19 protein-coding genes and 1 pseudogene are annotated in these 25,932 nt (G+C 70.3%); 8 read left to right on the forward strand and 12 right to left on the reverse strand.

Annotated elements, in window-relative coordinates; genetic code table 11:
* Window positions 1–30: 30 nt before the first annotated feature.
* From C6N31_RS01180 to C6N31_RS01200, 5 genes are all read right to left on the reverse strand, one after another.
* Window positions 31–1,131 (reverse strand): ABC transporter ATP-binding protein, encoded by a 1,101-nt coding sequence (locus C6N31_RS01180; protein ID WP_138351034.1) that lies wholly within the window; start codon window positions 1,129–1,131, stop codon window positions 31–33.
* Complete coding sequence (locus C6N31_RS01185) at window positions 1,124–2,173, reverse strand: ABC transporter ATP-binding protein (RefSeq protein WP_138351035.1); 1,050 nt, start codon at window positions 2,171–2,173, stop codon at window positions 1,124–1,126. The genes C6N31_RS01180 and C6N31_RS01185 overlap by 8 nt, the downstream gene beginning before the upstream one ends.
* Window positions 2,174–2,231: 58 nt before the next feature.
* The gene (locus C6N31_RS01190) at window positions 2,232–3,164 is read right to left on the reverse strand and encodes an ABC transporter permease (RefSeq protein WP_138351036.1); all 933 of its coding nucleotides are present in this window, start codon (window positions 3,162–3,164) and stop codon (window positions 2,232–2,234) included.
* A 33-nt stretch (window positions 3,165–3,197) separates the two neighbouring features.
* On the reverse strand, window positions 3,198–4,121 hold the full coding sequence (locus C6N31_RS01195; protein ID WP_138351037.1) for an ABC transporter permease: 924 nt from the start codon (window positions 4,119–4,121) through the stop codon (window positions 3,198–3,200).
* Between the two features lie 177 nt (window positions 4,122–4,298).
* Entirely contained in the window at window positions 4,299–5,951 is a 1,653-nt protein-coding gene (locus tag C6N31_RS01200) for a peptide ABC transporter substrate-binding protein (protein WP_138351038.1), read from the reverse strand.
* A 435-nt stretch (window positions 5,952–6,386) separates the two neighbouring features.
* Between C6N31_RS01200 and C6N31_RS01205 the strand changes: the two genes are divergently transcribed.
* The gene (locus C6N31_RS01205) at window positions 6,387–6,797 is read left to right on the forward strand and encodes a VOC family protein (protein WP_187144998.1); all 411 of its coding nucleotides are present in this window, start codon (window positions 6,387–6,389) and stop codon (window positions 6,795–6,797) included.
* Between the two features lie 61 nt (window positions 6,798–6,858).
* On the forward strand, window positions 6,859–7,311 hold the full coding sequence (locus C6N31_RS01210) for a nuclear transport factor 2 family protein (protein WP_164295296.1): 453 nt from the start codon (window positions 6,859–6,861) through the stop codon (window positions 7,309–7,311).
* Between the two features lie 138 nt (window positions 7,312–7,449).
* Here C6N31_RS01210 and typA read toward each other — a convergent pair whose 3' ends face one another.
* Entirely contained in the window at window positions 7,450–9,315 is a 1,866-nt protein-coding gene (gene typA / locus C6N31_RS01215) for a translational GTPase TypA (RefSeq protein ID WP_138351040.1), read from the reverse strand.
* Window positions 9,316–9,602: 287 nt separating this feature from the next.
* Window positions 9,603–11,462, reverse strand: coding sequence for an ABC transporter family substrate-binding protein (locus C6N31_RS01220; protein ID WP_164295298.1), 1,860 nt, complete (start codon window positions 11,460–11,462; stop codon window positions 9,603–9,605).
* Window positions 11,463–11,804: 342 nt separating this feature from the next.
* Here C6N31_RS01220 and C6N31_RS01225 point away from each other — a divergent pair, with 342 nt between their 5' ends.
* From C6N31_RS01225 to C6N31_RS01250, 6 genes are all read left to right on the forward strand, one after another.
* Window positions 11,805–12,092 (forward strand): Rv0250c family protein, encoded by a 288-nt coding sequence (locus C6N31_RS01225; RefSeq protein ID WP_138351042.1) that lies wholly within the window; start codon window positions 11,805–11,807, stop codon window positions 12,090–12,092.
* A gap of 84 nt (window positions 12,093–12,176) precedes the next feature.
* Window positions 12,177–13,019, forward strand: coding sequence for a succinate dehydrogenase subunit SdhC (sdhC, locus tag C6N31_RS01230; RefSeq protein WP_138351043.1), 843 nt, complete (start codon window positions 12,177–12,179; stop codon window positions 13,017–13,019).
* A 21-nt stretch (window positions 13,020–13,040) separates the two neighbouring features.
* Window positions 13,041–14,984 carry a fumarate reductase/succinate dehydrogenase flavoprotein subunit gene (locus tag C6N31_RS01235; protein WP_138351044.1) on the forward strand — a complete coding sequence of 648 codons (1,944 nt, stop codon included), beginning with the start codon at window positions 13,041–13,043 and terminating at the stop codon, window positions 14,982–14,984.
* Window positions 14,981–15,745: a succinate dehydrogenase/fumarate reductase iron-sulfur subunit gene (locus C6N31_RS01240; protein ID WP_138351045.1), complete on the forward strand. Its 765-nt coding sequence runs from the start codon at window positions 14,981–14,983 to the stop codon at window positions 15,743–15,745. The genes C6N31_RS01235 and C6N31_RS01240 overlap by 4 nt, the downstream gene beginning before the upstream one ends.
* A 118-nt stretch (window positions 15,746–15,863) precedes the next feature.
* Window positions 15,864–17,912 carry a TPM domain-containing protein gene (locus tag C6N31_RS01245; protein WP_232484711.1) on the forward strand — a complete coding sequence of 683 codons (2,049 nt, stop codon included), beginning with the start codon at window positions 15,864–15,866 and terminating at the stop codon, window positions 17,910–17,912.
* A 44-nt stretch (window positions 17,913–17,956) separates the two neighbouring features.
* Window positions 17,957–18,670, forward strand: coding sequence for a PspA/IM30 family protein (locus tag C6N31_RS01250; RefSeq protein ID WP_138351046.1), 714 nt, complete (start codon window positions 17,957–17,959; stop codon window positions 18,668–18,670).
* Window positions 18,671–18,868: 198 nt separating this feature from the next.
* Here the strand turns inward: C6N31_RS01250 and C6N31_RS01255 are convergent, their stop codons facing one another.
* The 5 genes and pseudogenes from C6N31_RS01255 to C6N31_RS01275 all read right to left on the reverse strand — a co-directional run.
* Complete coding sequence (locus C6N31_RS01255; protein ID WP_244809387.1) at window positions 18,869–21,409, reverse strand: SpoIIE family protein phosphatase; 2,541 nt, start codon at window positions 21,407–21,409, stop codon at window positions 18,869–18,871.
* A gap of 192 nt (window positions 21,410–21,601) precedes the next feature.
* Window positions 21,602–24,148, reverse strand: coding sequence for an ATP-binding SpoIIE family protein phosphatase (locus tag C6N31_RS01260; protein ID WP_232484656.1), 2,547 nt, complete (start codon window positions 24,146–24,148; stop codon window positions 21,602–21,604).
* A 629-nt stretch (window positions 24,149–24,777) separates the two neighbouring features.
* Complete coding sequence (locus tag C6N31_RS01265) at window positions 24,778–25,176, reverse strand: (deoxy)nucleoside triphosphate pyrophosphohydrolase (protein WP_138351050.1); 399 nt, start codon at window positions 25,174–25,176, stop codon at window positions 24,778–24,780.
* A gap of 10 nt (window positions 25,177–25,186) precedes the next feature.
* Complete coding sequence (locus tag C6N31_RS01270) at window positions 25,187–25,354, reverse strand: SPOR domain-containing protein (protein ID WP_138351051.1); 168 nt, start codon at window positions 25,352–25,354, stop codon at window positions 25,187–25,189.
* 110 nt (window positions 25,355–25,464) lie between these two features.
* Window positions 25,465–25,896, reverse strand: a pseudogene (locus C6N31_RS01275) (RpiB/LacA/LacB family sugar-phosphate isomerase); the annotation flags it as partial.
* Between the last annotated feature and the right edge of the window lie 36 nt (window positions 25,897–25,932).

Below are 25,932 nucleotides of genomic sequence, written 5' to 3' on the forward strand. Positions count from 1 at the left end.
GCAGGGGCCCTCACACGGTGTGCGGCGTGGTTACGCGACGCCCACCACGTCCTTGACCTCAGCGAAGTGGCACGCCGAGTCATGGGCGGCGGGCGAGTCGACGCCCTTGAAGCGCTCCGGGATCGCCAGCAGCGGAACGTCCGTGGCGCACTTGTCCTGCGCCTTCCAGCAGCGGGTACGGAACCGGCAGCCGGACGGCGGGTTGGCCGGGGACGGGACGTCTCCGGTCAGGATGATGCGCTCGCGGTGGGCACGGGCCTCGGGGTCCGGAACGGGGACGGCCGAGAGCAGCGCCTGGGTGTACGGGTGGGTCGGGTACTCGTAGATCTCGGCGTCGGAGCCGATCTCGGCCATCTTGCCGAGGTACATCACGCCGACCCGGTCCGAGATGTGCCGGACGATCGACAGGTCGTGGGCGATGAAGATGTAGGAGAGGTTGAACTCGTCCTGCAGGTTCTCCATCAGGTTGATGACCTGGGCCTGCACCGACACGTCGAGCGCGGAGACCGGCTCGTCGCAGATGATGACTTCCGGGTTGAGCGCCAGACCGCGGGCGATGCCGATGCGCTGCCGCTGGCCGCCGGAGAACTGGTGCGGGTACCGGTTGATGTACTCCGGGTTGAGCCCGACGACGTCCAGCAGGTCCTGGACCTTCTTGCGGCGGGTGCCCTTGGGCGCCACCTCGGGGTGGATGTCGAAGGGCTCGCCGATGATGTCGCCGACCGTCATACGCGGGTTCAGCGACGTGTACGGGTCCTGGAACACCATCTGGATGTTGCGGCGGACGACCTTGAGGGCCTTCCCCGACAGCTTGGTGATGTCCTGGCCCTTGTAGAGCACCTCGCCCGCGGTGGCCGTCTCCAGGCTCATCAGCAGCTTGGCGACGGTGGACTTGCCACAGCCGGACTCGCCGACGATGCCCAGGGTCTCGCCCTGGTACAGGTCGAAGGAGATGCCGTCGACGGCCTTGACCGCGCCGACCGTCCGCTTGAACACGATGCCCTGGGTCAGCGGGAAGTGCTTGACCAGGTTCCGGACCTGGAGGATCGGCTCGCCGCGGTCGACCGGGGCGTTGATCGCCGCCTCGACGGCCTCGACTGTCGTCTCATCGTCCTTGCTGAGATCAGCCATGGATCGTCTCCTTCCAGAAGTGGCAAGCGCTGCCACGGCCCGGCAGCTCGCCGCCGTCGGCCTCGGTCACCGTGTGCAGCGGCGGCACATCGGTCCGGCAGATGTCCTGCGCCATCTCGCAGCGCGGGTTGAACGCGCAACCGGAGGGAACGGCCAGCAGGTTCGGCGGGAGCCCCTTGATCGCGTAGAGCTCCTGGCCCTTCTGGTCCAGGCGCGGGATCGAGCGGAGCAGGCCCTTGGTGTACGGGTGGGCCGGCCGCTTGTAGATCTCGTGCACCGGCGCGGTCTCGACGATCCGGCCCGCGTACATGACCGCGATCTTGTCCGCGACGTCGGCGACCACGCCGAGGTCGTGGGTGATCAGGATCAGACCCATGTTGGACTCGCGCTGCAGCTCCGCGAGCAGGTCCATGACCTGGGCCTGGACCGTCACGTCGAGCGCGGTGGTCGGCTCGTCCGCGATGATCAGGTCGGGCTCGAGGGCGATGGCCATCGCGATCATGATGCGCTGGCGCATACCGCCGGAGAACTGGTGCGCGTAGTCGCCCACCCGCTCCTTGGCCGCCGGGATCCGGACGCGGTCCATCAGCTCGATGGCCTTCTTCTTCGCGTCCTTCTTCGACAGCCCCTGGTGGGCGCGGAACATCTCGCCGAGCTGGAAGCCGACGGAGAGCACCGGGTTGAGCGATGACAGCGCGTCCTGGAAGATCATCGCCATCTTGTTGCCGCGCAGCTTGCGCCGCTCGCTCTCCGGCAGGGCCAGGATGTTCTGCCCGTGGAAGAGGATCTCGCCCTGGGCCACGCGCCCGGGAGGGCTGTCCAGGATGCCCATGATCGCCTGCGCGGTCACCGACTTGCCGGAGCCCGACTCGCCGAGCACCGCCAGCGTCTCACCGGCGCTCACGCTGTAGTTGACGCCGTTGACGGCCTTGGCCACACCGTCCCGGGTCTTGAATTCCACGTGCAGGTCGCGCACTTCGAGCAGGGGCCCGCCGGCGGCGGTCGTTCCAATGCTCTCGGCGGCCGTTTCAACCGTGGTCATGCCGTCACCTTCGTCCTGCTTGCTCGTAGCTCGTGGGGGTCCGACTCATGGGGGCGCCTCACCGGAGCTTCGGGTCGAGCGCGTCGCGCAGGCCGTTGCCGAGGAAGACGAAGCCGAGCGCGGTGGTGACGATCGACAGGCTGGGGTACACCCACAGGTAGTCCTTGACACCCATGAAGTCCTTGCCGGCGAAGATCATGTTTCCCCACTCGGCGACCTCGGGGCTCACCCCGACACCCAGGAAGGACAGTGACGCCTCCGCGACGATCGCGATACCGACGCTGCTGGCCGCGTAGACCACCACCGAGGTGACGGAATTGGGCAGGATGTGCTTCAGCACGATCCTGCGGCGGCTCGCACCCAGCGCCTTGGCGGCGTGCACGTAGTCCATCTCGCGCACCGACAGGATCTGGCTGCGCAGCAGACGGGCGAAGGTGGCCCAGGAGAAGATGCCCAGCGAGATCACGACGGGCAGTACGCCACGACCCATCAGCAGGATGATGACGATGGCGCCGACGAGCAGCGGGAAGGCGAAGAACACGTCCGCCACGCGCATGATCAGTGTGTCCCAGATGCGGCCGAAGTAGCCGGCTATCGCACCCAGGGTGATGCCGATGAAGCAGGCGAGCAGGATCGAGGCCAGGCCGACGATCATCGCGATCCGGCTGCCGTAGATGATTCTGGACAGCTGGTCGCGGCCGAGGGCATCGGTCCCCAGCCAGTGTTTGCTGCTCGGCTCCTTCAGGGTGTTCATCAGGTCCTGGTGGAGCGGGTCCGCGGGTGCGATCAGCGGGGCGAAGACTGCTACCAGCAGAAGGATGACGACGATCAGCAGGCCGAAGACGGCCAGCTTGTTGGCGAGGAAGCGGGCGCGGATCTCGCTCCAGTTGCTGATCCTCGCAACGCTCGGTTCGGCTGCGCTCGGCGCGGCCGGGGCCGGACCGGCCGCGGTGGTACCCGACCCATCCATGCCCGTGACGACCTCAGTCATGGTGTGACTCCTAATTCGGGACGACCCTGCGGGTCAGGAGAGGCGGATGCGCGGATCGAGCGCGGCGTAGAGCAGATCGACGATCAGGTTCAGCAGGATGAAGACAGCGACGCTGTACGTCACCACGCCGACGATGATCGGGTTGTTCTGCGACTGAATCGCCGTGATCAGCGCGAGTCCGATGCCGTCCCAGTTGAAGATCGTCTCGGTGATGAGGGCGCCACCGAGCAGACCGCCGAAGGAGATACCCAGGTAGGTGATCACCGGGATGACCGAGTTGCGCATGATGTGCCGGGTGAGGATGGTGCGACGCGGCAGCCCCTTGGCCACCGCCGTCTTGACGTAGTCCGCACGCAGCACTTCGAGCATGGTGCTCCGGGCGATCTGCGCGACGAGAGCGGCGTCGATGATGGCCAGCGTTACCGCCGGAAGCACCATCGAATTGAACGACCCGTCCGAAATGAGCGGGAACCAGCCCAGCTCCACAACGAAGAAGCGCTGCAGGATCATGCCGATAACGATGGAAGGTACGCCGACGGCGAGCGTGGTGAGGAAGGTCACCGAAACATCCCAGACCGAGTATCTGCGCATCGCCGCCAGTACACCGACGCTCAGGCCCAGGATGACGTCGAAGATGATCGCGGTCACCGCGAGCTTCGCCGTGTTCACCAACTTGGGCTGGAGGATCTCGTTGACCGAGCGGCCCTGGGTGTAATCCTCGCCCAGGTCACCCTTGCCGAGCTTCTCCACGTAGTGCACGTACTGGACGACCAGCGGGTCGTCGAGCCCGTAGTGCGCGCGCAGTTCCTTGACCACCGCGGGATCACGCGCCTTGTCGCCACCGATCGAGCCCACCGGGTCACCCGGGAGCACGAACAGGCAGGCGAACAGGATCATCGTCGCACCGAGCACGACGACAACCAGCTGGCCCAGCCTGCGGACCACATACCTTCCCATGACTTACCTCTCTACCTCGCTGCCGCACCGAAGCAGCCACAACGCCCGGATCGGGCGCGCCTGGACGGGGCGGTGGATCACACCGCTCCCGACGGGGGCCGGGGGCCGGGGCGACCGAGTCTCGACTCGGTCTCCCCGGCCCCCGGTTCGCGCCGCACGACGTGCGGCGGAATGTGACTACTTCAGGGTGATCTGCGCGAGGTTCGGGTCCTCGTGGAAGTCCATGGCGCCGTTGGCGAACTTCTTGGTGTTCACCAGACGGAACTGGGTGCGGTTCCACAGCGGGATCAGGGCCTGGTCGTCCATCGCGAGCTTCTCGGCCTGCTTGTAGACCTCGTTGCGGGCGGTGGTGTCCTTCGTGCTACGGGCCTTCTCGACCAGTGCGTCGAACGCCGGGCTGTTGTAGCGGGCACGGTTGTCGCCCTGGACCTTGCCGGACGCGTCCGGGTTGATGGACTTGGAGTCCAGCAGCGGGAACAGGAAGTTGTCCGGGGTCGGGTAGTCCGCACCCCACGCGAAGCGGTAGGCACCGGTGGCACCCGGCGCCTGCTGGGCCGCGAGCAGCTCCTTGAACGGCTTCGCGTCAATCTTGACGTTCAGACCGAGGACGTCCTTGACCTGCTGGGCGACGGCCTGGACCCACTCTTCGTGGCCACCACCGGTGTTGAAGCCGAAGTGCAGCTCGTCACCGGGCTTGAGACCGGCTTCGGCCGCGAGAGACTTCGCCTTCTCCTTGTCCTGCTTGATGCAGGAGACGCAGAGGTCCTTGGTGTACACATCCGCGAACGACGGCGGAAGGATCGTCGTCGACTTGGTCTGCATACCCTGGAAGACACCCGCGATGATCGCGTCACGGTCGATCGCGTAGGAGATCGCCTGACGTGCCTTGGCGGTCTTCAGCGGGCCGTTGTCCGTGATCGGGAGCAGGTAGTTCATGCCACTGGTCTCGGCCTGAATCCACTCGCCCTGCGCGGTGTACTTGGCCTTGGCCGCGGTCAGCTGCGCCGTGGGCATCCGGGCCCAGTCGAACTGACCCGACTGGAAGCCCTGGTACTCCAGCTGAGAGGCGTTCGCCGAGTTCAGGATGGAGATGTTGACCTTGTCCAGGTGCGCCTTGGCCAGACCGTAGTCGTCGTTGCGGACCAGCGTGATGGACTTGTTGTGCTCCCACTTGCCCGACATCTTGAACGGGCCGTTGCCGATGGGGGCATCGTTGTAGGCCTGGTTCTTGCCGGCGCCCGCGACCTTCGGGACCGGGGACATCGACGTGTGCGTGGTCTTGACGTCGAACTCGAAGTCCGGGGTGGCGAGCTTCACCTGGAGGGTGTTCTCGTCCGGGGCGCTCAGGCCGGAGAACGTGGTCCCCGTGCCCTTCTGCAGCGCCTCGAAGCCGTCGATCCCGCCGACGTTGGGCGTGGCCACGTCCGAAGCGGAAGCCTTCGCCGCCAGACGGGTCCAACCGCGGATGAACGCCTCGGCGTTGACAACCTCACCGTTGGTGAACTTGGTGCCGGGCTTGATCTTGAACGTCCAGGTCTTGCCGTCGTCGCTGACCGTCTTGGAGGTCGCGAGGGCGGGTATGACCTTGCCGTCTGCGGTCGGCTCGTACAGGCCGGTGAACAGGTTGTCCGTGACGAGGATGCCCTCGGACTCCTGCGCGTTGACCGGGTCGATAGAGACCGGTTCCACGAGGCCGAGGCTGAAGGTGCCCCCGCCCTTACCCGCACCTGCGGACGACTTGTCGTCCTTGTTGTCGCCGCCGCAAGCGGTCGCTGCAAGAGCAACGATGACCGCGCCAACGACCCACTTGGCGCTCTTGGCACCGCGCATGGATTGCCTCCTCAGGAGTTCACTGTTTTTACGTGAAAAGAAGGCCGACCATCCGCTGACACCCCTGACAGCGAAACCGGCCCTCTGTTGCTCGTGAGTCGGCGCTCCCCATAAGCGCTTGGACCCATTGACCCGAGCTGAACTGCGTCCCACTATCGGGCACGTTTAGGCGCGTAACCACACCCAAATGGTCTCGCTTTGATCACATCGGGTATGAACTTGGCCCACAATTAGGACATTTGGAACGTAGACAGACACCCGCGAAACGGACTGTTAACGCAACATCCGGCGAATCGCGTCCGCTATGCGGACGCAGGCCCGGCGAAATCGGTTGCGGGGAGTCCGAAAAATCCACGGCAAGTCTACGCGGGTCACCTCCCCGCGTCCCCGATACGACCGGGCCCGCCCGGCCGCCGGAGCCTGTTGAATCGGCCCATGAGCCAGGAGATCTCCGGACTGTTGCATCACGTCGAACTGTGGGTCGCCGACCTGCCCGCCGCCACCGCGAGCTGGGGCTGGCTGCTGGGCGAGCTCGGCTACACCCCGTTCCAGGACTGGCCCGCGGGGCGCAGCTGGAAACTCGGCCCCACGTACATCGTGGTCGAGCGCTCACCCGCCCTCGCCGGCGACCGGCACGAGCGGCTCCGGCCGGGCCTGAACCACCTGGCCTTCCACGTGGCCGACCGCGCCATGGCCGACGATCTCGCGGCCCGGGCGCCGGAGCACGGCTGGACCCTGATGTTCCCCGACCGGCACCCCTTCGCGGGCGGCGAGGCGCACTACGCCGCCTATCTGGAGAACGCCGAGGGGTTCGAGGTCGAGCTGGTCGCACCCATCGCCTCCTGACGGAGGGGCGGCTAATCTGACTGACCGTCAGGTTATAGCCGGCCGCGGGAAGGGATCCCCAGTGCCCCACAGTGAGTTGGAACACGCTCGGCGCCAGGAGACGGTGGAGTCGTTCTGGCGGGGGGTCGACACGCACGACTGGGGGCTGGTCGCCTCCACCCTGGCGGAGGGCTTCGTACGCGTCGGGATGCGCGGCGACGAGGACGACACCGTCCGGGGTCGGGACGCCTATGTGGCGTTCGTCTCACGGGTGACGGAGCGGATGGCCTTCCACCGGCTGGAGTCCCGCCGGACGTTCCTCAGCGCCGACGGCCGGCGGGTGCTCAACGAGGCTGTCGAGACGATCCAGCCGACGGCGGCGGACGAGCGGAACGTGATGTCGTTCGCCAACGTCATGGAACTCGGCGAGGACGGGCTCATCACCCGGCTCGACATCTACTGGAAGACCCCGGTACTGCAGCCCCCGGCCTGGATCGTCCCGGGAAGCGCGTCCGCGCGCGCTGAGAAGAGCTGAGGAGGGGGCCCGGGGAAAATCCCCGAACCCCCTCCCGGTGACGCCTCAGTGGCGCCCCTGTGACGTCTCAGCGACCGCCCGGTGTCCGTTCAGCGGCCCGGGCGGGACGCACCGGCACCGCGAGGCGCCGGGCCGTCGTCAGCGCTTGGCGCGGGAGTACGCGCGGCCGCGCTCCTTCTGGTCCAGGACGACCTTGCGGATACGCACGGTCTCCGGGGTGACCTCGATGCACTCGTCCTCGCGGCAGAACTCGAGGGACTGCTCCAGGGAGAGCCTGCGCGGCGGCACCACGTTCTCGGTGTTGTCCGCGGAGGCGGCGCGCATGTTGGTGAGCTTCTTCTCCTTGGTGATGTTCACGTCCATGTCGTCGGAACGCGAGTTCTCACCGATGATCATGCCCTCGTACACCTCGGTGGTCGCCTCGACGAAGATCACGCCGCGCTCCTGGAGGTTGATCATCGCGAACGGCGTCACGACGCCGGCGCGGTCCGCCACCAGGGAACCGTTGTTACGGGTGCGCAGGTCGCCGAACCACGGCTCGTGACCCTCGAAGATGCTGTGCGCGATACCGGTACCGCGGGTGTCCGTGAGGAACTCGGTACGGAAACCGATCAGGCCACGGGCCGGGACGATGAACTCCATGCGGACCCAGCCGGAGCCGTGGTTCGTCATGGTCTCCATGCGGCCCTTGCGGGTCGCCATCAGCTGGGTGATCGCGCCGAGGTACTCCTCGGGGGTGTCGATCGTCATGCGCTCGACCGGCTCGTGGACCTTGCCGTTGATCGTCTTGGTGACGACCTGCGGCTTGCCGACGGTCAGCTCGAAGCCCTCGCGGCGCATCTGCTCGACGAGGATCGCCAGCGCCAGCTCGCCACGGCCCTGGACCTCCCACGCGTCGGGACGCTCGGTCGGCAGCACGCGGAGCGAGACGTTACCGATGAGCTCCTTGTCCAGCCGGTCCTTCACCTGGCGGGCGGTGACCTTGTGGCCCTTGCCGCCCTTGCCGACCAGCGGCGAGGTGTTGGTACCGATGGTCATGGAGATGGCCGGCTCGTCGACCGTGATGAGCGGCAGCGCGACCGGGTTCTCCAGGTCGGCCAGCGTCTCGCCGATGGTGATGTCCGGGATACCGGCCACGGCGCAGATGTCGCCGGGGCCCGCCATCTCGGCCGGCTTGCGGGTGAGCGCCTCGGTCATCAGCAGCTCGGTGATCTTGACCTGGGTGACCGAACCGTCACGCTTCATCCACGCGACCTGCTGGCCCTTGCGAAGCTCGCCCTCCTCGACGCGGAGGAGCGCGATACGGCCGAGGAAGTTGTCGGCGTCCAGGTTGGTGACGTGTGCCTGGAGCGGCGCGCCCTCGGTGTACTCGGGCGCGGGGACCGTCGACAGGATGGTGGAGAAGAACGGCTCCAGCGAGTCGCTGTCCGAGGGGACCGTGCCGTTCTCCGGCTTGGTCAGCGAGGCGACGCCGTCACGGGCACAGGCGTAGACGATCGGGAACTCGATCTGCTCCTCGGTCGCGTCCAGGTCAAGGAAGAGGTCGTAGGTCTCGTTGATGACCTCGTCGATCCGGGAGTCCGGGCGGTCCGTCTTGTTGATGCACAGGATGACCGGCAGGTTCGCCGTCAGCGCCTTGCGCAGCACGAAGCGGGTCTGCGGCAGGGGGCCCTCGGAGGCGTCCACGAGGAGCACGACCGCGTCGACCATCGACAGGCCGCGCTCGACCTCACCACCGAAGTCGGCGTGGCCGGGGGTGTCGATGATGTTGATCGTGATGACGTCACCGCCACCCTTGGGGTGGTACTTCACGGCCGTGTTCTTGGCCAGGATCGTGATGCCCTTCTCACGTTCCAGGTCGTTCGAGTCCATCATGCGGTCATCGAGGTGCTGGTGGGCAGCGAATGCGCCGGCCTGCTTGAGCATGGCGTCGACAAGGGTCGTCTTGCCGTGGTCGACGTGGGCGACAATGGCGACGTTACGAATATCGTGGCGCGTGGACATGCTGCGGCGCTTCTCCCGGGATCGTGGATGGCTGCGCGTTCCGTGTTGACGCACTCGCCCGCCGGGCAGGACAAGCCGCGGCCTTACCCCATGGTACGGGGCCCGCGGCGACTCGGCCGCCCGAGCGAGGTTTGAACGCCGGTATCACCGGCCCCACAGGCTCCTTCCGGAGCCGGCAGGACCGGTGTGACAACCGGAAGGACCCGTGGCAGCGGCGGTATCCGGGCGTATTCCGCCATCCGGGCGGCGGGGCGGCCCGATCCGGCAAAAGCGCTGCGCGCGGACCCCTACTTACGGAACCCGATGTCCTGGTATCGGGGGGACTCGAAGCCGAAGGCGCCGGCGTTGGCGACCGTGGGCCGCAGCGCGACGACCTCGGGGCGCTGGAAGAGCGGGACGGAGCCGGCCGCGGCCCAGATCCGGGAGTCGGCCCGTGCGGTGAGGTCGCGGGCCGCCTTCTGGTCCAGTTCCGAGCCGGCCTGGTCGAGCAGCTGGTCGATCTGGTCGGTGCCGACCCGTGAGTAGTTCTGCTCGACGGTCAGCGATCCGTCGGGGGCGGGCAGCGGCTTGGCGAAGATCGGCCGGTCGTCGGTGGCCGGGTAGGCCGTGCCGGGCCAGGAGTACAGGGCCAGGTCGAAGTTTCCGGAGGCGACGTGGTCGTGGAAGAAGCTCGTGTCGGCGACCTTGGTGATCTCGGTGCGGACCCCGATCTTCGACAGCATCGTCGCGATCCGGTTCCCCACGTCGGCCAGCACCGGCGAGGTGGAGGGGACGACGAACCGCAGGCTGAGCTGCTTGCCGGCCTTGCGCAGCGTTCCGCTGGGCTCGACCACCGTCACACCGAGGGCCGGGGCGGCCGCGTCGGGCTTGGTGGGTACCGGAGCGGCGGGCTTGGCCGGGTTGGCGGCCTTGGCCCCGGACCGGGACTGCGGTGCGGTGTGCTCCCAGCCCGCGTCGGCGAGCAGCGCCTGGACCTGGCCCGCGTCCGCGGAGCCGAGGGCCGAGCTGTGGTCCGCGTAGCCGTTCTGCGAGGCGAGGACCAGGTGGTTGCCGAGCGGCTTGGCGGGCAGGCCGAGCGGCTTCAGCACGGCGTCGGCGATGGCCTGCCGGTCGACGGCGCGGGCCACCGCGCGGCGGACCCGTTCGTCGGCCAGCGGGCCCGTGCTGCCGTTGAGGGCGAGCTGCGAGTACGCGGCCCCGGGGGCCTTGCGGACGGCAAGCTTCTTGGCGGCGGCGGCCTTGCGGACCGAGGCGAGGGCGGTCGGGTCCAGCTCCGCGACGTCGAGCTTTCCGCCGGTCAGCGCGGCGGCGCGGCCGGCGGCCGGCACGACGGTCAGCACCAGCTGGTCGAGCTTGGCGCGCTGGCCCCACCAGGCCGGGTTCCTGACCAGGGTGACGGCGCCCCCGGTACGGTTCACGTCCTTGATCCTGAACGGCCCCGCGACGGCGGTCAGCGCGGAGCGGGCGCCTTCGTTGAAGGCGTCCGGGCTGCCGGTCACGGCCTTGGGATAGAGGGGTGTGAACAGCGACCGCCAGTCGGCGTACGGGGTGGCGAAGGTGACCTTGACCTCGTGGCTGTCCGCGCCCTGGCTGACGTCGGCGATCCGGTCGTAGCCGGCGTTGCGCGCGGTCCAGTACGCGGCGTTCCGGCCGCTCAGCGCCTTCCACTGCGCGCTGAAGTCGTCGGCGCCGACGGCCCGGCCGTCGCTCCACTTCGCCTTCGGGTTGAGCTTGTACGACACGACCTGCTTCGGCTCGGTCTCGACGACGGAGGCGTCGGCCAGGAAGTCCGCGTCGCGCTGCGGGGCGCCGCGGTTGTCGAGGCGGAACATCACGGGCAGCACGGCGCCGGCGATCCGGGCCGTGTCCTCGTCGGCGTCCGCCTGATACGCGTTGAGGGTGGCCGGCACGCTGTCGACGGCCCAGCGCAGCGTTCCGCCGTCCTTGACGCCGGCGCGGGGCGCGGCGGCGATGTCGGTGCCGGAGACGGCCGGGGCCGCGGTGGTCTCGGCGGAGCAGCCGGCGAGGGCGAGCGCGGCGACGCCCACGAGGGCCGCACCGCGCAGCCCCGGACCTGCGGGCCGGGGGCGGTACCTGGGCCGGGGCTCTGCCCCGCCTACGGATGCGGGAATGACGCTGCGGGACATGGGTCAGGTACCTCCGCGGGCTCTCCGGCCGCCTTCGGTCCGGCATACGCCTTCGGGACGTGCACCAGTAATACTCAGTTGGCGGTATTTGTCGCTTATCGCACCTACTGAAAGCGACAGGTACCCGCACGGCGCCGCGACACGGCGCGAAGCGGGCCACAGGCCACCCGAACGGCGGTGGGGCGCCCGCCCGCGGCCCGCGCGGGCGTGCGGCCGGGGCGCGATTCCGGAACGGGCGCCATTTCCCCCGCACGCGCTCTTCCCAATGGCGCATGTGACGCGCGACACTCGCTTCCGCATGAGCGTCACCAACCGCACTGCGGCAGAGCTGAGGGCAAATCCATGTCCCTGCAAGACGATCTGACATCGGTTCAGCGCCGGCTGGACGACCTGGTCCGCTGCGTGGGCCGGCTGGAGCAGCACGTCGGGAACAGCCTCGACATGCGTCGTGTACGTGCCGACGCGGACCACCTCCGCGAGAGCCTGACCCTGCTGCGCGAGGCCGCACCGTCCGCCGCCCCACCGGGCCCGGTGGAGATGGTGATCGTGCCCGACACCCCGTACGACCCCGCGCTGTGGTCCGACTGCGAGGACGAAGGCCTGGGATCGCCCCACGGCCACGCGCCGTAACCGCGCCCTCCGCGCAGCCGCAGCCAGCCCGGCACCGCAGCCGTCACCGGCTCCCGCCCCTTCCGCTCCCCTCCGGAGTACGCATTGGCCACCGGAACCACCTCCAGCACCGAGTCCGCCGACAGCAGTCCCGCCCGCCGCGGTGTCCACACTCAGGGGCGCGCGGCCATCCCGAACCGACATCTGCGGACCGACCGGTGGTGGGTTCCGCCCCTGGTGACCGCGCTCGGCCTGGGGGCGTTCGTCGTCTACTCGACGTGGCGCGCGTTCGCGAACGGGGACTACTACGCGGCGCCGTACGTCTCGCCGTTCTACTCCCCGTGCCTGGCGTCGAACTGCACCGACATGAACGGCGGCGCCGACTGGCACCTCTTCGGGAGCTGGTGGGGCATCTCCCCGGCCCTGATCGTGCTGATCTTCCCGCTCGGCTTCCGGCTCACCTGCTACTACTACCGCAAGGCGTACTACCGCGGGTTCTGGGCCTCGCCCCCCGCCTGCGCCGTCGCCGAGCCGCACGCCACGTACACCGGTGAGACGCGGTTCCCGCTGATCCTGCAGAACATCCACCGGTACTTCTTCTACTTCGCGATCCCGGTCGCCGGGATCCTGACGTACGACGTGGTGCTGAGCTTCCGGGACGCGGACGGCAACTGGGGGCACGCGGGTCTCGGCACCCTCGTGATGCTGGTGAACATCACCCTGATCTGGGCGTACACCTTCTCCTGCCACTCCTGCCGGCACATCATCGGCGGCCGGCTCAAGCACTTCTCCAAGCACCCGGTGCGGTTCCGCCTCTGGGGCTGGGTCGGCCGGCTCAACCGGCACCACATGCTGCTCGCCTGGGTCTCGCTGATCAGCGTGGCCCTCGCGGACTTCTACGTATATCTCGTCGCCAGCGGCGCCTTCGACGACCCGCGGTTCTTCTAAACGAAGGGGATGCCAACAAGCATGACGCAAGTCGAAAGGCACACTTACGACGTGGTCGTCGTCGGCGCGGGCGGGGCAGGTCTGCGCGCCGCCATCGAGGCCCGCGAGCAGGGCATGCGCACGGCGGTCATCTGCAAATCGCTGTTCGGCAAGGCGCACACGGTGATGGCCGAGGGCGGTATCGCGGCCAGCATGGGCAACGCCAACTCCAACGACAACTGGGAAGTGCACTTCCGCGACACCATGCGCGGCGGGAAGTTCCTCAACCAGTGGCGGATGGCCGAACTGCACGCCCGCGAGGCACCCGACCGGGTGTGGGAGCTGGAGACCTGGGGCGCGCTCTTCGACCGCACCAAGGACGGCCGGATCTCGCAGCGCAACTTCGGCGGCCACGAGTACCCGCGGCTCGCGCACGTCGGCGACCGGACCGGCCTGGAGCTGATCCGCACCCTCCAGCAGAAGATCGTCTCCCTGCAGCAGGAGGACTTCGCCGAGTTCGGCGACTACGAGGCGCGGCTCAAGGTCTTCCAGGAGTGCACGGTCACCCGGGTGCTCAAGGACGGCCCGGCGGTCAGCGGGGTCTTCGGCTACATCCGCGAGTCGGGCCGGCTCTTCGTCATCGAGAGCCCGGCCGTGGTCCTCGCGACCGGCGGCATCGGCAAGTCCTTCAAGGTGACCTCCAACTCGTGGGAGTACACCGGCGACGGGCACGCGCTGGCACTGCTCGCGGGCGCGCCGCTCATCAACATGGAGTTCATCCAGTTCCACCCCACCGGGATGGTCTGGCCGCCGTCCGTCAAGGGCATCCTCGTCACCGAGTCGGTCCGCGGCGACGGCGGGGTACTGCGCAACAGCGACGGCAAACGGTTCATGTTCGACTACATCCCGGACGTGTTCAAGGAGAAGTACGCGCAGTCCGAGCAGGAGGCCGACGGCTGGTACGCCGACCCGGCCACATTCCGCCGGCCGCCGGAGCTGCTCCCCCGCGACGAGGTGGCCCGCGCCATCAACTCCGAGGTCAAGGCGGGCCGCGGCACTCCGCACGGCGGGGTCTTCCTCGACGTCTCGACCCGGCTCCCGGCCGAGGAGATCAAACGGCGGCTGCCGTCGATGCACCACCAGTTCAAGGAACTCGCCGACGTCGACATCACCGCCGAACCCATGGAGGTCGGCCCGACCTGCCACTACATGATGGGCGGCGTCGACGTGGAGCCCGACACCGCGGCGGCCCGCGGCGTGCCGGGACTGTACGCGGCGGGCGAGGTGGCCGGAGGAATGCACGGCTCGAACCGGCTGGGCGGCAATTCCCTCTCCGACCTGCTGGTCTTCGGCCGCCGGGCCGGACTGCACGCCTCGGAGTACGTGGCCGCGCTCGGCACCGGGCGGCCCGCCGTCCCCGAGGACCAGATCGACAGCGCGGCCGCCGAGGCGCTGCGCCCGTTCAGCGCTGAGGCCTCCGACCCCGACCTGCCGCAGGGGCAGGTCGCGGAGAACCCGTACACCCTCCACCAGGAACTGCAGCAGGCCATGAACGACCTGGTCGGCATCATCCGCCGGGCCCCGGAGATGGAGGAGGCGCTCAGCCGCCTCACCGATCTGCGGATGCGCTCGCGGCGGGCCGGCGTCGAGGGCCACCGGCAGTTCAACCCCGGCTGGCACCTGGCGATCGACCTGCGCAACATGCTGCTGGTCAGCGAGTGCGTGGCGCGTGCCGCGCTGGAGCGCACCGAGAGCCGCGGCGGCCACACCCGCGAGGACCATCCCGGCATGGACCGGACCTGGCGGAAGGTCAATCTCGTCTGCGAGCTGTCCGACCCCAGCGGCGGGCTCGCCGACACCGACCCGGAGCGCGGCCAGGTCACGCTCCGGCGCCGCGACATGGACCCGATGCGGGACGACCTCCTCGCCCTGTTCGAGAAGGAAGAACTGCTGAAGTATCTGACGGACGAGGAGTTGGCCCCGTGACGTACACAGCACACTTCAAGGTGTGGCGGGGCGACGCCGACGGCGGGGACCTGAACGACTACCAGGTGGAAGTGAACGAGGGCGAGGTCGTCCTCGACATCATCCACCGACTGCAGGCCACCCAGGCGTCCGACCTCGCGGTCCGCTGGAACTGCAAGGCCGGCAAGTGCGGATCGTGCAGCGCCGAGATCAACGGCAGGCCGAGCCTGCTGTGCATGACGCGGATGTCGGTCTTCACGGCCGACGAGACCGTCACCGTCACCCCGATGCGCGCGTTCCCCGTCATCCGTGACCTGGTGACGGACGTGTCCTTCAACTACGCGAAGGCGCGCGAGGTGCCGGCGTTCGTGCCGCCGGCCGGCCTCAAGCCGGGCGAGTACCGGATGCAGCAGCAGGACGTGGAACGCTCCCAGGAGTTCCGCAAGTGCATCGAGTGCTTCCTGTGCCAGGACACCTGCCACGTGGTCCGCGACCACGAGGAGAACAAGATCGCCTTCTCCGGGCCGCGCTTCCTGATGCGGATCGCCGAGCTCGACATGCATCCGCTGGACGCGGCCGCCGAGGAGGGCCTGGACCGCAAGGTGTCGGCCCAGGACGACCACGGACTCGGCTACTGCAACATCACCAAGTGCTGCACCGAGGTCTGCCCGGAACACATCAAGATCACCGACAACGCACTCATCCCGCTCAAGGAGCGGGCGGTCGACCGCAAGTACGACCCACTGGTCTGGCTGGGCAACAAGATCCTGCGGCGGCCGTAACCGCACCGTACGGCCTCCGGCACTCGGCCGGAGGCCGTACGGTCGCGAGCCGTACAAACCGCGCATACGCTCCCGAACAGAGCCATGCCGCAGGCGCGTGGCGGATCGGATGCGGCTGATGCGGCGACTCGGCGGAATCGTGGCGCTCCTCGGCGCCCTGCTGCTGCCGCTCGCCGGCGCCGCCGGTACCGCGCACGCCGACGACCCGATCACCCTGTCGCGCACCGGCCAGATCACCGACAAGGTCGGCGCGCTGGGTGACCGTAAGCAGCAGGTGGCGGACGCGCTGGAGAAGCTCTACGCCGGCCATCGGATCCAGCTCTTCGTCGCCTATGTGAACGGCTTCTCCGGGCGGGACGCCCAGGAGTGGGCCAACGCCACCGCGCAGCGCAACGGCCTCGGGCAGAACGACGTGCTGCTGGCCGTCGCGACGCACGACCGGCAGTACGCCGTCTCCGCCGACCAGAGTTCGGGGTTCACCCAGAGCCAGCTGGACGAGGTGAACCGCTCGGCGATCGAGCCCGCGCTGAAGCAGAACGACTGGGCGGGCGCCGCCATCGGCGCCGCGAACGGGTTCGGGGCGGTGCTCGGCGGACAGCCGGTCGTGGCGCCCGCGATCACGCCGGGGACCGAGGATCCGGGCGGCGGCTCGGGCGGGAACGGGTCGAGCAGCCTGTGGATCCCGGTCGCAGCGGTCGGCAGCGCCGGCGTGCTGGGCGCGCTCGTGTACTCGCGGCGCAAACGGGGCAGCCGGGGCGCGCCGCCGCAGGGCGGCGGCTGGGGCCGGGGTGGCGCCGCCGAGCGGCCGCGGGTCACGCCGCTCCCGGAGCTCGACGCCCAGGCGAAGCAGCTGCTGGTGGAGACGGACGACGCCGTGCGCACCAGCCAGGAGGAGCTCGGGTTCGCGGCGGCGCAGTTCGGTGACGAGGCGGCCCAGCCGTTCACCGAGGCGGTCTCGTACGCGCGCGGTGAGCTGACCGCCGCCTTCCGGCTGCGGCAGAAGCTCGACGACGCCTTTCCCGAGGACGAGGCGACCCGGCGGCTGATGCTCGACGAGATCCTGAGCCGCTGCACCCAGGCGAACCGCCGGCTGGACGCCGAGTCCGACGCGTTCGACCGGCTGCGGGCGCTGGAGTCCAACGCCCCGCAGGCGCTCGCGCAGGCCGAGGCGACCGCGGCGGCGCTCGACACGCATGTGACCGCCGCCGAGACCGCGATCGGCACCCTCACCCGGACGTACGCGGACGCGGCCGTCGAACCGGTCACCGGCCATCCGGCCGAGGCGCGGGACCGGCTGGTGTTCGCCGGGACCGCGATCGACGGGGCCAGGAAGGCGATCGACGCGGGCGACATGTCCCGGGCGGCGGTGTTCGTACGGGCCGCCGAAGGCGCCCTCGACCAGGCCGGGACGCTCGCCGAGTCGGTCGTACGCCGGGCGGAGGAACTGGAGCAGGCCGATGCCAGGCTCCAGGACGCGCTGACCGGGACCGACACCGACCTGGCCGATGCCAAGGGGTTGCTCAGCGGGACCGCCGACGGGGCGCCGACGGCGGATCTGCGGGGCCGGATAGCCCGCGCCGAGTCCGTGCTCGGCGACGTACGGCAGGAGCTGACGGCCGGCCGCCACGACCCGATCTCGGGGCTGCGCCGGATCGAGGAGGCGGACGCCGCTCTCGACGCGGCACTGACCGGCGCCCGCGAGGGAGCGGTGAACGAGCAGCGGGCCCGCGGTCTGCTGGGCCAGGCCCTGCTGGCGGCCCGCAGCGAGGTGGCCGCGGCCCGGGACGTCATCACCACACATCGCGGCGCGATCGGCAGCCAGGCCCGTACCCGGCTCGCCGAGGCCGAACGGCGGCTGGAGCAGGCCGAGTCGCTGGCCGCCACCGATGCGGCGGGCGCGCTCTCCGAGGCGCAGCAGGCGGACCAACTGGCGTGTCAGGCACAGCAGTTCGCCCAGCAGGATGTGAGCGGCGGCGGCTTCGGAGGCGGCGGGCGCGGCGGCGGAGGGATGAGCGGCGCCGTGCTGGGCGGGATCATCCTCGGCGGAATCCTGAACGGCGGCGGGGGCGGATTCGGCGGCGGTGGCGGATTCGGCGGGGGCGGGGGTCCCGGGAGCTTCGGCGGAGGCGGCACCCGTGGCCGGATGGGCGGCGGCGGCCGCTTCTGACCAGCTCCTCGCTTCTCCTACCTACCTGCAAAGGAGCTCCAGCCATGACGAAGCAGACGATCCTCGGCCGGGTGACCCAGCTCGCGAAGGCCAACGTCAACGCGCTCCTCGACCAGGCCGAGGACCCGCAGAAGATGCTCGACCAGCTCATCCGCGACTACAGCAACAACATCTCCGAGGCCGAGGAGGCGGTCGCCGCCACCATCGGCAATCTCCGGCTGATGGAGCAGGACCACGACGAGGACGTGGCGGCCGCCGCGGAATGGGGCGGCAAGGCCCTCGCCGCCAGCAAGAAGGCCGATGAGCTGCGGGCCGCCGGAAGCACCGCGGACGCCGACCGCTTCGACAACCTCGCGAAGGTCGCGCTGGGCCGCCAGGTCACGTCGGAGAAGGAGGCGAGGACCGCGGAGCCGGTCATCGCGGGCCAGACCGAGATCGTCGACAAGCTCAAGTCCGGTCTCGACCAGATGCGCACCAAGCTGGGTGAACTGCAGAGCAGGCGGGACTCGCTGGTGGCGCGGGCCAAGTCCGCGCAGGCGCAGAACCAGATGATGGACGCGGCCAAGAACATCAACGTGCTCGACCCGACCAGCGAGCTGGGCCGCTTCGAGGACAAGGTCCGGCGCGAGGAGGCCAAGGCCAAGGGCAAGGAGGAGCTGGCCGCGTCCTCGCTGGACGCCCAGTTCGAGAGCCTCGACACCCTCTCCGACAGCGCGGAGGTCGAGGCTCGCCTCGCCGCCCTCAAGGCCGTCAAGTAGCCCGCCCGGCGGCCCCCGTGTCCAGGGCGTGTTGCGAAAGTCCCGCCTGGCCCACGACGCCTGGCACGCGCCCTCGCCGCGTTGTCGGGCTCGTCCGAGTACGTCCAGTACGAGGACGACCCTCCGCCTTGCGAGCGCACGCACCGGACGCCGTGGACCACGCCCTCCGGGCGAACGGCGCTCCTTTCGCAACACGCCCTAGTACATGCTCAGCAGCTCGTCCACGGTTGGTTCCCGCCCCGGTCCTCCGCCGGGGCCGCCGTCGCCCGGCAGGGCGAGCTCGAACCAGACGGTCTTCCCGCGGTGGGTGCGGCGGCTGCCCCAGCTCTCGCTGAGCAGGCTGACGAGCTGGAGGCCGCGGCCCCCCTCGTCGGTGTCGCGGGCGCGCCGCCGCCTGGGCTGCACCAGCGCGCCGTCCCAGACCTCGCAGACGAGGGTGCGGTCGCGCAGCAGCCGGAGCCGGATGTCGCCGTCGCCATGCCGCAGGGCGTTGGTGACGAGCTCGCTGACCAGTAGTTCCGTGGTGTCGACGAGCTCTTCCAGACCCCAGGAGAGCAGCCGTTCGCGGGCGTACTCGCGGGCGCGGGCGACCGAGGCGGGGTGCGGCTCCAGCGTCCAGTCCCCGACGGAGTCGGCCGGCAGACCGTGGACGCGGGCCATCAGGAGGGCGATGTCGTCCTCGCCGTGGGCGGTGTCCAGTGTCGCGAGGATGTGGTCGCAGACGTCCTCCAGGGGACGCTGCGGATCGTCGAACGCGGCGCGGAGCGCTTCGAGGCCCTCGTCCAGCGGGTGGTTGCGGGACTCGACGAGGCCGTCGGTGTAGAGCCCGAGGAGCGCGCCGTCCGGGAGCTCGACGTCGACCTCCTCGAAGGGCTCGCCGCCCACCCCGAGCGGCATCCCGGTGGGGACCTCCAGCATGAGCGCGGGCTCACCCGGCTCGACGACCACCGGCGGCAGATGCCCGGCGTTGGCGATCGTGCACCGCCGGGTGACCGCGTCGTACACGGCGTAGACGCAGGTGGCGAGGTAGACCTCGGTGAGGTCCGTGCCGCCGCGGTCCTTGCCGCGCCGGCTGCGGGTCTCCGGCGGGGCGCCGAGGCCGCGGGCCACCTCGTCGAGTGCGGTGAGCACCTCGGCCGGTTCCAGGTCGAGCAGGGCCAGCGTCCGTACGGCGGTGCGGAGTTCACCCATCGCCACGGCGGCGCGCAGCCCCCGGCCCATCACGTCGCCGACGACGAGCGCGGTGCGGTGCCCCGGCAGCTCGATGACGTCGAACCAGTCGCCGCCGACCTCGGTCTCCATGTTGCCCGGCAGATAGCGACAGGCGATGTCCAGCCCGGCCGCCTCCGGATTGCCCGGTGGCAGCAGGCTGCGCTGCAGTATCAGCGCCCGCTCGTGCTCGCGCCGGTACAGCCGCGCGTTGTCGATACAGACCGCGGCGCGCGCGGCCAGCTCCTCCGCGAGCATCCGGTCCCGCTCCGAGAACGGCTCGCTGCCCTTGGCCCGGGAGAACTGCACCAGGCCGAGGACGGTGTCACGGGCGACCATCGGGACGATCAGCGTGGACTGGACGAGCGCGCCGCCCAGGTCCGGCTCGGGGTCCACTCCGACCATCTGCGTCTGGGCGGTCCTGAGCGCGCTGGCGCAGGGCGAGTTGAACGGGTGGCGGTGGACGGATCCGACGGGCACCGAGCCGTCCTCGCCGTCACCGCCCAGGATCGCGGAGGGCGCGTTCGAGACGGCACTGGCGAACGCCACCCGGCGCACCTCGCCACTGCCGTCCGACGTGCCCCCGAGGTCCTCCTCGCCGACGAGCAGCGCCTGGTACAGGTCGACGGACGCCAGATCGCAGAAGTGCGGCACGGCGACGTCGAGCAGTTCGCGGGCGGTGGTCTCCAGGTCCAGCGAGTTGCCGATCCGCACCCCGGCCTCGTTGAGCAGGGCGAGATTGCGGCGGGCGTGCGCGGCCTCGCGCTCGGCCCGCTGCCGCCCGGTGACATCCATGGCGAGCCCGGCGACCCCTATCGGCCGCCCGCTGCCGCTGTGCAGCCGGTACAGCGAGATCGCCCAGCGGCGGCGCCCGCTCTCCCCCGGCACGGTGCCGACCAGCGGCATGTCCAGGACCGGATCCCCGCTCTCCAGCACCTGGCGCAGCGCGGCGGTGAGCCGGTCGGCCTCGACCCGGGACAGGAAGTCGTGCGGGCCGCGGCCGCGGTGCTCCTCGGCGGTGCGGCCGAAGACGGTCGCGAAACGTTCGTTGACGCGCAGCAGCCGCAGATGGGTGTCGAAGAGGACGAAGCCCATCGGGGACTGCCCGAAGACGGCCTGCGATGCTGCCAGGTCGGTCTCTATCTGCCGCAGCGACGAGACGTCGACGGCGATGCACAGCGCCCCCCGGTCGGCGGGCATCACATAGATCTCGGCGATGCCCTCGGTACCGGCGGCGTCACGGTAGGGCGCGAGACCTATCCACTCCCGGCCGTCCAGGATCTCCGCCACCCGCTCATGGCCGCGGTCCCATGTGTCCGGCGGCGCGAACGCGGTGATGGGGTCCTTGCCGAGCGCCTGCGCGGCCGGCACCCCGAAGAACTCGGCGGCCCGGTCGCTCCACTGGTCGATCCGCCCGTCGGGGCCGATCGAGAAGGAGGCCACGCGGATGTAGTCGTAGATCGAACCCGGCGGGCTGGACTGCCAGACCGTGGCCCGGGGAGAAGTGGTCCCGCCCCGCTCATCAGACACATCGGCCCCCGCTGGCACGTCGTTCACTAGCCCGACCCCTCCAGCTCAGCACACATGGACCGGTTTGGAGCCGAGTATTCAGCATCACGACCGTCCCGCACACGGTCTTGACGATCACAGCATCATCTCGGCTCCCACTGGTTCCCGTTCGCCTCTACTCGCTACCCGGTGGGGAGTCGCTGAACCACTCTGTCAGGTGCCGGACACGGCGGGAGGCATCGCGAGCTCGAACCACACCGTCTTGCCGAGCCGCCCGTGCCGGGTGCCCCAGCGCCGTGAGGCACGCGCCACGAGTTGCAGACCGCGGCCGCCCTCGTCCTCGGTGGTGGCCTCGCGTTCCAGCGGCGGATCGGGGAGCGGGTCGGAGACCTCGACGAGCAGCGAGCCGCCGCGCACCATCCGTACGCCGATCGGACCGTGCGCGTACCGCAGGGAGTTGGTGACCAGTTCGCTGACGAGCAGCACCGTCACATCGGTCAGCGATTCGAGGTGCCAGTCGGCGAGGGTCTCGCGGACATGGCGGCGGGCCCGCCGCACGGCACTGGGCTCGGCCGGGAAGGTCCACGAGGCGGTGCTGCCCTCGGGGAGACCGCCGAGCCGGGCCATCAGCAGGGCCACGTCGTCCGGTTCCCGGCCCGGCACCATCGTCGCGAGCAGATCGTCACAGGCGTCCTCCAGCGAGGAGAGAGGTCGGGACAGCACCGTGGAGAGCCGGTCCAGACCGTCGGTGATGTCCTCGCCGCGCGCCTCGACCAGCCCGTCGGTGTAGAGCACCAGCACCGTGCCGTCCGGTACGTCCAGCTCCACGGACTCGAACTCCACACCCTCGACACCGAGCGGCGCTCCCGACGGCATCTCCAGCAGGGTCGCGCCGCACCCCGCGAAACCGCACTCCTCCCCCGGATAGACCAGCACCGGCGGCAGATGCCCGGCCTTCGCCAGGGTGCAGCGCCGGGTCGCCGGGTCGTAGACGGCGTACACGACGGTGGCCATCCAGCCCTCGTCCTGGTCCTGGGCGAGGTCGTCGCCGAGGTCGTTGACGCGGCGCAGCAACTCGTGCGGCGGCATGTCGAGTCCGGCGAGGGTCCGGACGGCGGTACGCAGCCGTCCCATGGTCGCGGCGGCGCCGAGCCCGTGCCCCATCACATCGCCGATGACGAACGCGACCCGGCCGCCGGCCAGCGGGATCACGTCGAACCAGTCGCCGCCCACCTCGGTGCCGCTGCTGCCGGGCACGTACCGGAAGGCGACCTCGACGCCCTGCGGCTGCGGAACGCTCTGCGGCAGCAGGCTGCGCTGCAGCATCAGGGCGCCCTCGCGCTCCCGGACGTACAGCCGCGCGTTGTCGAGCCCGGAGCCCGCCCGGTCGGCGAGCTCCATCGCCAGGGCCAGGTCGTCGCGGTCGAACGCCTCCCTGCTGTCCGCCCGGCTGACCACCAGCAGCCCCAGCACGACGCCGCGCGCCCGCAGCGGCAGCACCAGCAGCGAGTGGATGCCCAGCTCCATGGTGGCCCGCACCTTGGGGTCACCGGGGAACGTCGTCGCGAGCAACTGCTCGTTGTTCTCCACCAACTGCGGCCGCCCGGTGGCCAGCACCGTGCCGAAGATGGACTTGCGGGTGAACGAGACGACCGAGCCCAGCTTGATCATCCGGTCCACCTCGGGACCCTGCCGGATCGCGCCCACGCCCAGCTGCCGCATCGGCGTGCTCTCGCTGTACTGCACCGTCGGCAGCTCCCCGCCGTCGGCGACCGCCGCGTGCAGGATCACCCCCGAGTAGTCGCTGAACCTCGGCACCAGCGCCCGCGCCAGCTCCTCCGCGCCCCGGCGTACGTCCAGCAGGCCGCCGATCCGCGCACCGACGTCGTTGAGCAGCGCCAGCCGGCTGCGGGCCCGCTCGACCTTGTCGGCCGCCTCCTTCCGCTCGGTCACGTCCATCACCGTCGCGCTGATGCCCAGCACCCGGCCCGCCCGGTCCTCCAGGCGGTGGTAGGAGATGGAGCGGTGGCCGAGGCCGCGCGGGGCCAGCATCATCAGGTCGATGACGGGGCGGCCGGTGGCCAGCACCGCACGCTGCAACGTGGTCAGCTCGGCGGCCGCCCCCGGGTCGTCGACGATCTCGCTGACGGTCCGGCCGATGTGTTCCGCGGAGGACAGCCCGTTCATCCGGGCCAGCGCCTCGTTGACCCGTACGTAGCGCAGCTCCGTGTCGAAGACCGCGACGCCCAGCGGTGACGAGTCGTAGAGCGCGTCCAGCGCGGCGAGGTCGTGCTCCAGGGTGCGCAGCCGGGCCGTCTCGGCGACCGAGGCGAGGACGAACGGCCGGCCGTCCCCGTCCACCAGCAGCGAGGCGCGCGCCTCGACCTGCACGCTGTGGCCGTCGCGGTGCCGCAGCGACAGGATTCCGTCCCAGCGGCCGTTGCGCAGCAGGTCGGCCAGGATCCGCTCGGCCCTGCCCGGCTCGGGCACCGCAGCCATCCGGCGGGCACCGCCGGACGCCTCGCCCATGTCGAAGAGGCCGCCGACGCGGCGCCCGACGATGTGCTCGCCCGCCCACCCCAGCATTTCCTCTGCGAGGGGGCTCCACAGCAACACCCGGCCCGACGTGTCCAGCATGACGACGGCCACCCGCAGCGTGTCCAGCAACGTGCCCGTCGGGCTGTCCGCGACCTCGGCCGCCGGCCCCGGCTGCAGCCCGCCGCGCCTCCGCGCCCCCGCCGCCTCATCGCTGCTGCTCAAGCCGTCCACATCGTCCCTGACCGAATTGGGCCGGATCGCCCGGCTATGAAGAGGGATCAACCCCCACATACCCGATATCTCCCCCTCCGTACCGCGACGCCTCCGGCGCGGTGGGGGGAGTACGGCGGGAGGTGGGTGCGGATGCCGCCCCGACGCGAAGCGCGCCTGCGGCGCGGTAGGCGAGTACGGCCCCAGCCGGGAGGGACGCTGCGGCGCGAGGTCCGCCTGCGGTGGCGGGCGTGGGGCCCGCGGCACCGGTAGGTACGGCCGCGGCCAGGAGCCGCGGTGCGCGGTCCGCCTGGTCGCTGCCGCTCAGCCGGACCTGACCGCCCCGGCCCAGGCCCAGGCCCCGGGGCGGGGGCGCGGGCCATCGACCGGCCCGACCGCGGCTTACGCGCCCGGCGGGGCGAACGTCGGACGGTTGGGTGCTCGCGGCCGAACGGACGCCTGCGGCTACCACCGAACGGCCCACGTTTGGCCACTCGGCGGGTGAGCGAGCCCATCAGCCCGGCCGGCGCTCGAGGCCACCTGATGCGCAAGGGAGTCCGCTCAGCCCGGCCGGCGTTTGAGGCCACCCCCGCCTCGCCCGGCGTCAAGGCGCACATGGCAGCACAGGTAGCAGGGGAACCTCAGCCGGAGGCGAGGAGGTGGGCGGCGGTCCAGGCGACCGCCGGTCGGTCCTGGTCGAGCCAGTCGACCTCGTGGACACGGTCGGGCAACAGCCACCGCAGCTCGTCGTGGTCCTCCAGCGGCGCCGGCGTTCCCGACACCAGCCGCGCCGTCCACGCGTGCAGGACCAGCCCCGCGCTCAGCTGCCACTCCCCCGGGATCCGGGCGATCGGCTCGACCTCCACCCCGAGCTCCTCGCGCAGCTCGCGCACGAGGGCCTGCTCGTGGGTCTCACCCGGCTCGACCTTGCCGCCCGGCAGCTCCCAGCGGCCGGCGAGCGCGGGCGGGGCGCTGCGGCGGGCGGCGAGGAGCCGGCCCTGGTCCAGTACGGCTCCGCCCACGACCACGCGCAATGTCATGCGCGGAACCCTACGACGCCTGGCGGTCGATCCGCTCGACGAGATAGAGCTGCTTGTGGCCGCGCGCGTCCAGCATGTCGGAGACGCGTTCGGCCTCCTCACGCGTCGCGTAGCGGCCGACGCGGTAGCGGTTGCCGTTGTCGTCCTGGCGTACGACGACCCACGGGAGCTCGGTCATCGGACCGTCTCCCCGACCGGAGCCCCGTCGTCAGCCTCATCGGGCGCAGCGTCGGACGCAGCGTCGGAAACCCCGCCGGAGCCCCCGTCCGAGACCCCGTCGGGAACCCCGATGGAATCGACGTGCTCGATGTTGGCCTGGACGTCCGCGTGGCCGCTCGGGACCGCGTCGAACCACCCGTCCAGGATCTCGGAGAGCAGCGCCCCGCTGGTCAGCCGCAGGCTGAGGGCCAGCACGTTCGCGTCGTTCCATTTGCGCGCGCCACGCGCCGTGTAGGCGTCACCGCACAGGGCGGCGCGCACGCCCGCCACCTTGTTGGCGGCGATGGACACACCCGTACCCGTCCAGCAGCAGACCACGGCCTGCTCGGTACGCCCGGCCGCCACTTCCCGCGCGGCCGCCTCGGCGCACCACGCCCAGTCCTTACGATCTCCGGCCCGCAGCGCCCCGAAGGCGAGCACGGTGTGGCCGCGGTGGCGCAGCTCGTCGACGACCAGCCGCGCCACCGGTTCATCCATGTCCGAGGAAACGGCAATCCGCATATGCCCGACACTACGCCCGAGCTTCACGGCTCGGGG

The organism is Streptomyces fildesensis (assembly GCF_016107395.1).
GTDB classification, from domain to species: Bacteria; Actinomycetota; Actinomycetes; order Streptomycetales; family Streptomycetaceae; genus Actinacidiphila; species Actinacidiphila fildesensis.

What these genes read in the sequence shown, in the direction of transcription:
- C6N31_RS01190 (WP_138351036.1), bottom strand. Translation starts at nt 3,164, where the DNA reads ATGACTGAGGTCGTCACGGGCATGGATGGGTCGGGTACCACCGCGGCC.
- C6N31_RS01245 (WP_232484711.1), top strand. Translation starts at nt 15,864, where the DNA reads ATGCGGCGACTCGGCGGAATCGTGGCGCTCCTCGGCGCCCTGCTGCTG.
- C6N31_RS01265 (WP_138351050.1), bottom strand. Translation starts at nt 25,176, where the DNA reads ATGACATTGCGCGTGGTCGTGGGCGGAGCCGTACTGGACCAGGGCCGG.
- C6N31_RS01180 (WP_138351034.1), bottom strand. Translation starts at nt 1,131, where the DNA reads ATGGCTGATCTCAGCAAGGACGATGAGACGACAGTCGAGGCCGTCGAG.
- C6N31_RS01205 (WP_187144998.1), top strand. Translation starts at nt 6,387, where the DNA reads ATGAGCCAGGAGATCTCCGGACTGTTGCATCACGTCGAACTGTGGGTC.
- C6N31_RS01220 (WP_164295298.1), bottom strand. Translation starts at nt 11,462, where the DNA reads ATGTCCCGCAGCGTCATTCCCGCATCCGTAGGCGGGGCAGAGCCCCGG.
- C6N31_RS01225 (WP_138351042.1), top strand. Translation starts at nt 11,805, where the DNA reads ATGTCCCTGCAAGACGATCTGACATCGGTTCAGCGCCGGCTGGACGAC.
- C6N31_RS01195 (WP_138351037.1), bottom strand. Translation starts at nt 4,121, where the DNA reads ATGGGAAGGTATGTGGTCCGCAGGCTGGGCCAGCTGGTTGTCGTCGTG.
- C6N31_RS01235 (WP_138351044.1), top strand. Translation starts at nt 13,041, where the DNA reads ATGACGCAAGTCGAAAGGCACACTTACGACGTGGTCGTCGTCGGCGCG.
- typA (WP_138351040.1), bottom strand. Translation starts at nt 9,315, where the DNA reads ATGTCCACGCGCCACGATATTCGTAACGTCGCCATTGTCGCCCACGTC.
- C6N31_RS01185 (WP_138351035.1), bottom strand. Translation starts at nt 2,173, where the DNA reads ATGACCACGGTTGAAACGGCCGCCGAGAGCATTGGAACGACCGCCGCC.
- C6N31_RS01270 (WP_138351051.1), bottom strand. Translation starts at nt 25,354, where the DNA reads ATGACCGAGCTCCCGTGGGTCGTCGTACGCCAGGACGACAACGGCAAC.
- C6N31_RS01200 (WP_138351038.1), bottom strand. Translation starts at nt 5,951, where the DNA reads ATGCGCGGTGCCAAGAGCGCCAAGTGGGTCGTTGGCGCGGTCATCGTT.
- C6N31_RS01250 (WP_138351046.1), top strand. Translation starts at nt 17,957, where the DNA reads ATGACGAAGCAGACGATCCTCGGCCGGGTGACCCAGCTCGCGAAGGCC.